8 protein-coding genes are annotated in these 9,647 nt (G+C 74.8%); 1 reads left to right on the top strand and 7 read right to left on the bottom strand.

What is annotated here, in order from left to right; genetic code table 11:
• The 4 genes from IDM29_RS11990 to IDM29_RS11975 form a co-directional block, all read right to left on the bottom strand.
• Positions 1-382, bottom strand: a 382-nt coding sequence (locus IDM29_RS11990) for a sugar phosphate isomerase/epimerase family protein (protein WP_375372408.1), incomplete at its 3' end; no start/stop codon positions are given.
• Entirely contained in the window at positions 379-1,542 is a 1,164-nt protein-coding gene (locus tag IDM29_RS11985; protein WP_182112209.1) for a Gfo/Idh/MocA family protein, read from the bottom strand. The genes IDM29_RS11985 and IDM29_RS11990, both read right to left, overlap by 4 nt.
• A 705-nt stretch (positions 1,543-2,247) precedes the next feature.
• Positions 2,248-3,729, bottom strand: a complete 1,482-nt coding sequence (locus IDM29_RS11980) for a mannitol dehydrogenase family protein (protein ID WP_182112208.1) — start codon at positions 3,727-3,729, stop codon at positions 2,248-2,250.
• 35 nt (positions 3,730-3,764) lie between these two features.
• Entirely contained in the window at positions 3,765-4,781 is a 1,017-nt protein-coding gene (locus IDM29_RS11975; protein WP_182112207.1) for a LacI family DNA-binding transcriptional regulator, read from the bottom strand.
• 191 nt (positions 4,782-4,972) lie between these two features.
• Here IDM29_RS11975 and uxaC point away from each other — a divergent pair, with 191 nt between their 5' ends.
• On the top strand, positions 4,973-6,445 hold the full coding sequence (gene uxaC, locus IDM29_RS11970) for a glucuronate isomerase (RefSeq protein WP_182112206.1): 1,473 nt from the start codon (positions 4,973-4,975) through the stop codon (positions 6,443-6,445).
• A 158-nt stretch (positions 6,446-6,603) separates the two neighbouring features.
• On the opposite strand, the gene IDM29_RS11965 is transcribed toward uxaC, so the two are convergent.
• The 3 genes from IDM29_RS11965 to IDM29_RS11955 all read right to left on the bottom strand — a co-directional run bounded on the left by IDM29_RS11965 (position 6,604) and on the right by IDM29_RS11955 (position 9,587).
• Positions 6,604-6,942 carry a cupin domain-containing protein gene (locus IDM29_RS11965; protein ID WP_182112205.1) on the bottom strand — a complete coding sequence of 113 codons (339 nt, stop codon included), beginning with the start codon at positions 6,940-6,942 and terminating at the stop codon, positions 6,604-6,606.
• 108 nt (positions 6,943-7,050) lie between these two features.
• On the bottom strand, positions 7,051-8,601 hold the full coding sequence (locus IDM29_RS11960) for a UxaA family hydrolase (RefSeq protein ID WP_182112204.1): 1,551 nt from the start codon (positions 8,599-8,601) through the stop codon (positions 7,051-7,053).
• Positions 8,598-9,587 carry a PmoA family protein gene (locus IDM29_RS11955; RefSeq protein ID WP_182112203.1) on the bottom strand — a complete coding sequence of 330 codons (990 nt, stop codon included), beginning with the start codon at positions 9,585-9,587 and terminating at the stop codon, positions 8,598-8,600. Before IDM29_RS11955 ends, IDM29_RS11960 begins: the two co-directional genes overlap by 4 nt.
• Positions 9,588-9,647 lie beyond the last annotated feature (60 nt).

Here is a 9,647-nt window from a genome sequence, read left to right as displayed (position 1 = left end):
GGTGGGGCGAGGCGGGCAGCCCGGCACCCGGGGACGCCGGGAGACCGCCGACGACGAAGACCAGCTCGCGCGTGCCCAGGGTCGCCGCCTCCACGACGGCGCGGCGGTTGTCCTCGAGCGCGGCCGCGATGCCGGCGTCGTCGGCCGCGGTGAGGAACCCGCCCCGGCACAGCGACGAGACGCGCAGGCCGGCGTCGGCCACCAGGCGCGCGGCCCGCTCCAGACCGGCCTCCTGCACGCGGTCGCGCCACAGGCCCACCGCGGGCAGGCCCGCGCGGACCGCGGCGTCGACGGCCTCGGCGAGCGTGAGCGCCTTGGTCGTGGCCGTGTTGAGCGAGAGGCGGGCGAGGTCGCCGTCGGCCGCGTGCGCCGGGCTGGTCACAGCTCGATCGCCGGGATCTCGAGGCGGCGACCCTCGGCCGAGGAGCGCAGGCCGAGCTCCGCGAGCTGCACGCCGCGTGCCGCGGACAGCAGGCCGTAGCGGTGCTCGCGCCCGGCGACGACGTCGCGCAGGAACTCCTCCCACTGGAGCTTGAAGCCGTTGTCGAGGTCGCCGTTGGCGGGGACCTCGAGCCACTGGTCGCGGAAGGGCTCGGTGACGGGCAGGTCCGGGTTCCACACGGGCTTGGGCGTGTGGGCGCGCTGCTGGGCGACGCACTTGCGCAGCCCGGCGACCGCCGAGCCGTGCGTGCCGTCGACCTGGAACTCGACCAGCTCGTCGCGGTAGACGCGCACGGCCCACGAGGAGTTGATCTGGGCGACCACGGGGTCACCGGCGGGCGTCTCGACCTCGAAGATGCCGTAGGCGGCGTCGTCGGCGGTGGCGGCGTACTCGCGGCCCTGCTCGTCCCAGCGCGTCGGGATGTGCGTGGCGGTGCGTGCCGTGACGGCCTTGACGTCGCCGAGGATGCCCTCGAGGACGTAGTTCCAGTGGCAGAACATGTCGACGGTCATGCCGCCGCCGTCCTCGGCCCGGTAGTTCCACGACGGGCGCTGGGCCGGCTGGACGTCGCCCTCGAAGACCCAGTACCCGAACTCGCCGCGCAGCGACAGGATGCGGCCGAAGAAGCCCTCGTCGACGAGGCGGCGCAGCTTCACGAGGCCCGGCAGGTAGAGCTTGTCGTGCACGACGCCGGCCGTGATGCCCGCCTCGCGCGCCGTCCGGGCGAGCTCGACGGCCTCCTGGAGCGTCTCCGCCGTCGGCTTCTCGGTGTAGATGTGCTTGCCGGCCTTCATCGCCGCGGTCAGGGCGGCGGCGCGGCGGGAGGTGACCTGCGCGTCGAAGTAGATGTCGATGCCGGGGTCGGCGATCGCGGCCTCCGCGTCGGTCGTCCAGTGCTCGATGCCGTGCTGCTCGGCGATCTCGCGGATCTTCGCCTCGTTGCGGCCGACGAGGATCGGCTCGACCTGCACGCGCGTGCCGTCGGCGAGCTCGACGCCGCCCGCGTCGCGGATGGGCAGGATCGAGCGCACGAGGTGCTGGCGGTACCCCATCCGACCGGTGACGCCGTTCATCGCGATGCGCAGGACCGGGCTGGCCATGGGATGCCTCCGTGTGTGGTTCGGTGCCGCCTCGGAGGCGGGAGTCGTGGCGCGCACCCCGCCCCGACGACGCCGTCGGCTGTGTGGGGAATGCGCTTTCCCAACCGTAGGGCGCACGGCGCACGGAGGTCAAGCAGCGCAACGTCCGGCGCTGCTGGACGAGCCCCCGACCGCGGGAGTCGTGCTCTCCCCTCTCCGAGCGTGGAGGTGGTGCTCTCCCCTCTCCGAGCGTGGAGGTGGTGCTCTTCCCTCTCCGAGCGTGGAGCGCCGTGCCATGACACGCCGGCGTGTCCCGGCGCCACGCTCCACACTCGTGGCACGACGCTCCGCCGGACGGCACGTCGCTCCGCACTCGACACGGCGCTCCGCCACGGGCGTGGTTCCGCGCCGTCGCGGTGGCCCCAGGCTCCCCGGCGTCCTCAGCGGCTCGAGGGCGGTTCGGTGCGCAGGAGACGGGCGGGCGCGAGCTAGTGCGGAGCGTCGTGCCGCGACCCGCCGGCGTGTCGGGGCACAACGCTCCGCGCTCATGGCACGACGCTCCGCTGGTGGGTACGGGGCTCCGCGGATGGCACGACGCTCCGCGCTCATGGCACGACGCTCCGCTGGTGGGCACGGGGCTCCGCGGATGGCACGACGCTCCGCGCTCGGGGCAGGGGCTTCGCCGAGGGCACGGGGCTCCGCGGCGGAGGGACGAGCGGTGTCGGGTCAGGTCAGCAGGCGCTGGACGCTCGCGACCTCCGTGCGCAGCGCCGTGCGGAGGCGGTCGTCCTCGGCGAGTGCCTCGGGGAACACCGCGCGCAGGGCGAGCATGCGGTCGGCCAGGCCGGCGTCGTCGCCCGACGCCGCCTCGCGCAGCTGGTCGGCGAGCGGGTCGTCGAGCGGCAGCTCCCGGCCGGCGACGTCACGGCCGCGCGCGACGAAGACCATCCACGCCGCCAGCGTGCGCACGGCCGCCTCGGGGACCACGCCCGCGGCGAGCCGGTCCGCCACGGTGCCGAGGATGCGCATGGGCAGCTTCTGCGAGCCGTCGCCCGCGACCTGGAGCGTGGTGTACCCGGTCGACGGGTTCGCGAAGCGCGACAGGATCGAGTCCCGGTACTCCGCGAGGTCCACGCCCTGCGGCTGCTCGAGCGTCGGCATGACGTCCTCGTCCAGGAGCCGGCGCGCGAGGCCCGCCACCTCGGGGTCCCCGAGCGCCTCGTCGATGAGCCGGTGCCCGCGCAGCGCGCCGAGGTAGGCCACCGCCGAGTGGGTGCCGTTGAGCATGCGGAGCTTGGCCCGCTCGTAGGGCCGGACGTCGGGGGCGAGGATCGCCCCCGCGAGCTCCCAGCGCGGTCGCGGCCCGGCGAACGAGTCCTCGATAACCCACTGGCTGAACGGCTCGGCGACCACGAGGCCCTCGTCGCGCAGGCCGAGCAGGCGCGTCGCCTCGGCGCGGTGGGCGTCCGTCGTCGCGGGCGTGATCCGGTCGACCATCGTCAGCGGGTACCGCACCGCGTCCTGCGCCCACGCCCGCACGACGTCGGCGCCGGCCGCCTCGAGCAGGTCCGTCACCAGGCCGCGCAGCACGTGCCCGTTGTCGACCATGTTGTCGCAGCACAGGACGCTGAGCGGCGTCCCGTGCTCCGCCCGCCGCGCGAGCCCGCGCGCGATCGCGCCGACGGGTGTGTGCGCCGCGTCGTCGGACCAGCCGCCGGTGAGCTCGGCCCGCAGCGTGGCGAGGTCGGCCGCGACGGCGTCGTCGCCGAGGTCGAGGCGCCCGTCGGGCGCGCGGTGGTACCCCTTCTCCGAGACGGTCGAGGAGACGACGTGCGTCGTCGGCGCAGCGATCGCGGCCAGGACGTCGGGCGTGCGGCTGCCCAGGTGGGCGACGTCGCGCATCGAGCCGATGACCCGCATCGACGTCGAGTCGGCGCCCTTGGTGAGCACCGAGTACAGGCCGTCCTGGGGTACCAGCTGGTCGGCGACGCGGCGGCTGCGCGGCGTCACGCCGAAGATGCCCCAGCGGTCCTCCCCGGCCGCGGCGGCCGCGTCCTCGGTGAAGACGGCCTGGTGCGCGCGGTGGAAGGCGCCGACGCCCAGGTGCACGACGCCGACGGTGGCCGCACCCGGGTCCACGGCCGGGCCCCGGACGTCGGGGCGTCCGGCGACGGACGCGAGGGTGGCCTTCGAGAGGCGGTGGGTCATGGGTCCCCCTGGGGTGGTGGTGGGTGGTGTCGCGGTCATGCGCCGTCCGGGCGAACCGGCCCGGTGGAGGCGCGCACGACCAGCGAGACGGACATGCGCTGGGTACGGGGCTCGCCCTCGTCGAGGTCCTCGCCGAGGTCCACGGTGCCGGTCGCGCCGTGGTCGACCTCGTCCAGCAGCAGGTCGACGGCGGCCCGGCCGAGCAGGCGGAGCGGCACGGCGACGGTCGTGAGCGTGGGTGAGACGTGCGTGGCGGCCGGGATGTCGTCGAAGCCGACGACCGAGACGCGGCCGGGAACGTCGGTGCCCCGGGCGCGGAGCCGGTCGAGGATGCCGAGCGCGATGAGGTCGTTGTGCGCGATCACGGCCGTCGCGCCGCTCGCGGCCACGAGGTCGGCGGCCGCGACGCCGCCCGCGAAGACGGTCGGGAAGTGGCCCAGCTGCACCAGCTCGACGTCGTCGGTCGCGTGGGCGGCGAGCTCGAGCCCGCGCCGCCGCTCGCGGTCCGACCAGGAGCCCCACTGGCCGCCGGCGTAGGCGATCCGGCGGTGGCCCAGCGCGTGCAGGTGCGCGACGGCCTGGCGGATGCCGTCCTCGTTGTCGATCACGACGGAACGCAGGTGCTCGGACTCGCGGTTCACCAGCACGATCCGCGGGTGCTGGGGGAGCGCCGCGAGCGCCTGGTCCGGCATGCGCGGCGAGCACAGCACGATGCCGTCCACCTCGGACGTCATCCGGTGCACGAGCTCCGTCTCGAGGCGCGGGTCCTCGTCGGCGTCCGCGACGACGACGACCAGGCCGGCGGCGCGCGCGCGGTGCTGGACGCCCTTCGCGATCCCCGAGAAGAACGGGTTCTGCATGTCGGGGACGATGAGCCCGAGCCGGCGCTGGCCCGTCGGCTCGTCGCGCCCGGCCCGGTAGCCGAGCTCGGCGGCGGCGGCCTGCACGCGCTCGCGCCGGTCGGGGGACACGCTCGAGGGGTTCGCCAGGGCGCGGGACGCGGTCGCGGGGGAGACCCCGGCCGCTCGTGCGACGTCGCGCAGCGTCGCCATGGGCGTTCCCCTCTCGCGTGAAACACGATGAATCAGAATCAGAGCACGGTTCATCCGCGCCGCGCAAGGCGCGCTGGGCCCCGTGTGGGGCGCGACAACTTGTGGCCACGCACTTGGCGTCCGTGCACGTCACGCGCAAGGATGACGCGCGGAGCACCATTGTTTCACGCCGTCTCACAGGAGGTCGCCCGATGACCGCTCAGCACGTTGGCACCACGTCGCCCCCCGGCACCACGACGCAGGGCTGGGCGCTGCACCCGGACCGCGCGCTCCCGGCGGAGCCGAGCAGCCGCGACGCGGCCCGCGCGGTCTACGCGGCCACCCGCGACCTGCCGATCGTCTCGATGCACGGTCACGTCGACGCGGGCGTCCTCGCCGCCGACGAGCCCTTCGGCAACCCCGCCGAGGTCTTCGTCGTCCCGGACCACTACCTCGTGCGGATGCTGGTCTCGCAGGGGGTGCCGCACGACTCCCTCGGCGTCCCGCGGCGCGACGGCAAGCCCGTCGAGACCGACCCGCGCGAGATCTGGCGGACCTTCTGCACGAACTGGAAGCTCTTCCGCGGCACGCCCACCCGCTACTGGATGGAGCACGTGCTGGTCGAGATCTTCGGCGTCAGCGCGCCGCCGTCGGCGCAGACGGCCGACACGCTGTACGACGAGGTCCAGGCGCAGCTGAGCACCGACGCCTTCCGGCCGCTCGCGCTCGCCGACCGCTTCAACCTCGAGATCGTCGCCACGACGGACCCGGCGACCGCGACGCTCGCGGACCACGCGGACCTCGCCGGCCGCGGCTGGGGCGAGCGCATCGTGCCCACGTTCCGCCCGGACGCCCTCCTGCACGTCGACCGGCCCGAGTGGCGCGACGACATCGCGCTGCTGGCCGAGCGCTCGGGGATCGACGTCGGCTCCTACGCCGACTACGTCCGCGCCCTCGAGCAGCGCCGCGCGGCCTTCATCGCCGCCGGTGCGCGGGCGACCGACCACGGCCACCTGCTCGCCGACACGACGCCGCTGACGCCCGCCGAGGCCGGCCGGATCTTCGACGCCGCGCTGCGCGGCGAGGTCTCGGCGGCCGACGCCCAGGCGTTCAGCGGCCACATGCTGCACGAGATGGCGCGCATGTCCGCCGAGGACGGCCTGGTCATGCAGATCCACCCCGGCGTGCTGCGCAACCACGACAGCCACGTCTTCGCCGAGCGGGGACCCGACGTCGGCTACGACATCCCGGTCGCCGCCGAGTACACGCGCTCCCTGCGCCCCCTGCTCGAGTCGTTCGGCCACCACCCCGGCCTGCGGCTGATCGTGTTCACGGTCGACGAGACGGTGTTCGCACGCGAGCTGGCGCCGATGGCCGGCGTCTACCCCGCGATGAAGCTCGGCGCGCCGTGGTGGTTCCTCGACACCCCCGACGGCATGCGCCGCTACCGCGAGGCGGTCACGGACTCGGCCGGGTTCTACAACACCACGGGCTTCGTCGACGACACGCGCGCGTTCTTCTCGATCCCCGCGCGGCACGACCTCGCGCGCCGGATCGACGCCGGCTACCTCGGCCGCCTGGTCGCCGAGCACCGCCTCACGGTGGACGAGGCCGTCGAGACGGCCGTCGACCTGGCCTACGAGCTCCCGAAGCTCGCCTACCCGAAGCCCGCCCCCCGCACCTGACCCGCCGGGGTCCGGGCGGGCGACGTCGGCCCGCGCCGACAGCCCGTTGAGCACGTCCGTTCCACGCGAGTGCGTCCGTCACAGCGGACGTGCTCACCGGGAACGGACGTGCTCACCAGGGACGGACGTGCTCGGCGCCGCCGACGGGGCGCCGGCGGCTACTCCAGGTTCTCCTGCTGCATGCGGGGTGCGGCGTGGATGCACGTCATGCGCAGCGCGCCCGTGCCGGTCGCCAAAAACTTGTGGGCCGTGCCGGCGCCGACGACGAGGATGTCGCCGCCGCTCGCGTGGTGCTCCTGCCCGTCGGCGGTGACGGTCGCCTCGCCCTCGTGGACCACCCAGGTCTCGGTGTACGGGTGCCGGTGCAGCGGCGGGCCCTGGCCGGGGTCGACGTCGACCAGGAAGAACGAGACCCCCGAGCCGTACGGCTCGCCCTCGAAGCGTGCGGTCCGGCCGCCACCTGCCCGGAGCTCCGCCGCCGTCACCCTGCTGAGCATTCGTCCCCCCGACGCCCGCTGCCGACTGCCGCTGCCCCACCAGCGTCCCGCAGCGGCCCCGCCCGGCCAAGGGGTGGAGTGCGGCACCCCTCGGCCGGACCGACGTCGTCAGGTGACGGTGCCGAGCTGCCAGGGGATGAACTCGTCCTGCCCGAGGTCCAGCTGCTCGCTGACCGTCTGCTCGCCGGACGCGACGCGCAGGATCATGTCCAGGATCTCCTGGCCCACCTGCTCGAGCGTGGCGGTGCCGTCGACGATGCGCCCGGCGTTGAGGTCCATGTCCTCGGCCATCCGCAGGTACATCTGCGTGTTCGTGGCCACCTTGATCGACGGCGACGGCTTGCAGCCCAGCACCGAGCCGCGGCCCGTCGTGAAGACCACGACGTTCGACCCGCCCGCCACGAGCCCGGTCACCGACACCGGGTCGTAGCCCGGCGTGTCCATGAATCCGAAGCCCGGCACCGAGATCGGCTCCGCGTACTCGTAGACGGCGGCGAGCTCGGCCGTCCCGCCCTTCGCGACGGCGCCCAGGGACTTCTCGAGGATCGTCGTCAGGCCGCCGGCCTTGTTGCCGGGGGACGGGTTGTTGTCGAGCGACCCGCCGCCCTCCTCGGCGTAGCGCCGCCACCAGTCGATCCGGTCCAGCAGCCGCCGGCCGACCTCGGGCGAGACCGCACGCCGCGTGAGCAGGTGCTCGGCGCCGAAGACCTCGGGCGTCTCGGCCAGCACGGAGCGCGCGCCCCACGCCACGAGCCGGTCGGACGCCCAGCCCAGGGCGGGGTTGGCGGTGATGCCCGAGTACCCGTCGGACCCGCCGCAGTTCAACCCGAGCACCAGCTCGCTGACGTCGCACTCCTCGCGCCGGCGCGCGTCGAGCTGCGGCAGCATCGCGGTGATCGCCTCGACGCCCGCGCGCACGGTCTTCCGGATGCCGCCGGACTCCTGGATGATCAGCTGCTGCACCAGGGTGTCGGACGGGATGTCGACGCCGCCGAGCACCTGGTCCACCTGCAGCATCTCGCAGCCGAGCCCGAGCACCAGCAGGCCCGCGACGTTGGCGTGCGTCGCGTAGCCGCGCAGCGTGCGCAGCAGCATCTGCCCGCCCTCCGACGTCGGCACCATGCCGCACCCGGAGGTGTGCGTCAGCGCAACGACGCCGTCGACGTTCGGGAACGCGTCGAGCACCGGGCCGCGGAACTGGTCCGCGATGAGCTTCGCGGAGCTCGCCGAGCAGTTCACGGAGGTGAGGATCGCGATGTAGTTGCGCGTCCCGACGCGACCGTCGGCGCGCCGGTAGCCCTGGAACGTCGGGCGCGGACCGGCGAGCGGCTGCGGGACGACGCGGGCCGTGCCGAACTCGTAGTCCTGGTCGACGTCCGCCATGGCCAGGTTGTGCGTGTGGACGTGGTCGCCGGGGGCGATGTCGACCCGGGCGCGCCCGATGGACTGGCCGTACTTGTGCACCGCGTCGCCCGTGGCGACGGGCCGGACGGCGAGCTTGTGCCCCCGCGGGACGCTCTGCGTCACCTCGAGCGCGGTCCCGTCCGGGCACCGGAGCACCGTGCCGGACTGCAGGTCACGGGTCGCGACGGCGACGTCGTCGTCGGGGCGCAGCAGGAGCGTCGCCTCGGCGAGCGGTGCGGCGGTCTCGGTGGTCATGACTGGTCCTTCCGGTACTCCGGCGCGAGGGCTGCGGCGACGACGTCGTCGGGCAGGCGCCCGTCGGCGAACACCCAGGTGAACGTCCGGCGCACGGGAGATCCTTCCGCAACCTGCAGCGGGGTGTCCCAGGCGAGCGCCGAGCCGATGCCCGGGTACGACGTGACGCGCACGAACCAGGGGTCCTGCGCCGTGATCTCGTCGCCCGGTGCGACGGCGATGGTGACGGGCCGGCCGCCCACGTCGGCGCGCCACGCGAGCCAGTGCGCGCCGTCGGCCGGGCGGGTGCCGTGCACGGCCTCCTCGCCGGACCCGAGCGGCGTGGAGACCTCGACGTCGCGGCACGGCGCGACGCGCAGGAAGACCCCGCCGTAGCCGGCGCGCTCGCGCCCGTGCGTGCCGGGGCTGCCCAGCACGACCGGCGACCGCCCGGCGGTGCCCGCCGGGACGCGGAGGGTCACGCCGAGCTCCAGGCGCCACGTCGCGTCGTCCACCGCGTCCCAGCGGAGCGTGCGCTCCTCGTGCAGCAGGGGCGTGCCGTCGGGGCGGAGCCAGGCGAGCGCCTCGCGCACGGCACCGGGCTCGCGTCGCTCCCACGCGCGGTGCACGACGCGACCGTGGTCGTGGCGCCACGTGTAGCCGGCGTCGGGCAGGTAGGTGCGCCCGCCCCAGAGGTTGGTGCCGTCGACGTCCTGCACGCCGACGGAGAGCCCGACGTGCCAGGTGTGGTCGCGCGGCGCGGCGTCGCTGACGACGACGCCGGACCGGGTCCGGAGCGGGTGCAGGTGGGGGCGCGGCGCGTCGAACGCGGGGCTGCCCGCGCCGTCGACGTAGCGCAGCACCTCGGTGGGCCCGAGCTGGACGGCCAGGAGCCCGTGGTGCCGCGACCACCGGGGCGCCGGGTCCCACGGGGGAGCCTTGACGGGTGCGTCGGGCCCGACCGCCGAGGGCGGCGGCGTGACGCCGGCGTGCACGACGGCGGTCACGCGGTCACCTCCCGCGCGGGCCGGGTGGGGTCGGCGGGCCCGACCGGCCGCGCGAAGGGC

Source organism: Actinotalea sp. JY-7885 (assembly GCF_014525465.1).
GTDB lineage: Bacteria > Actinomycetota > Actinomycetes > Actinomycetales > Cellulomonadaceae > Actinotalea.
The sequence above is the reverse complement of the archived record's forward strand: the minus strand, read 5'-3'. Positions and strand labels throughout refer to the sequence as shown.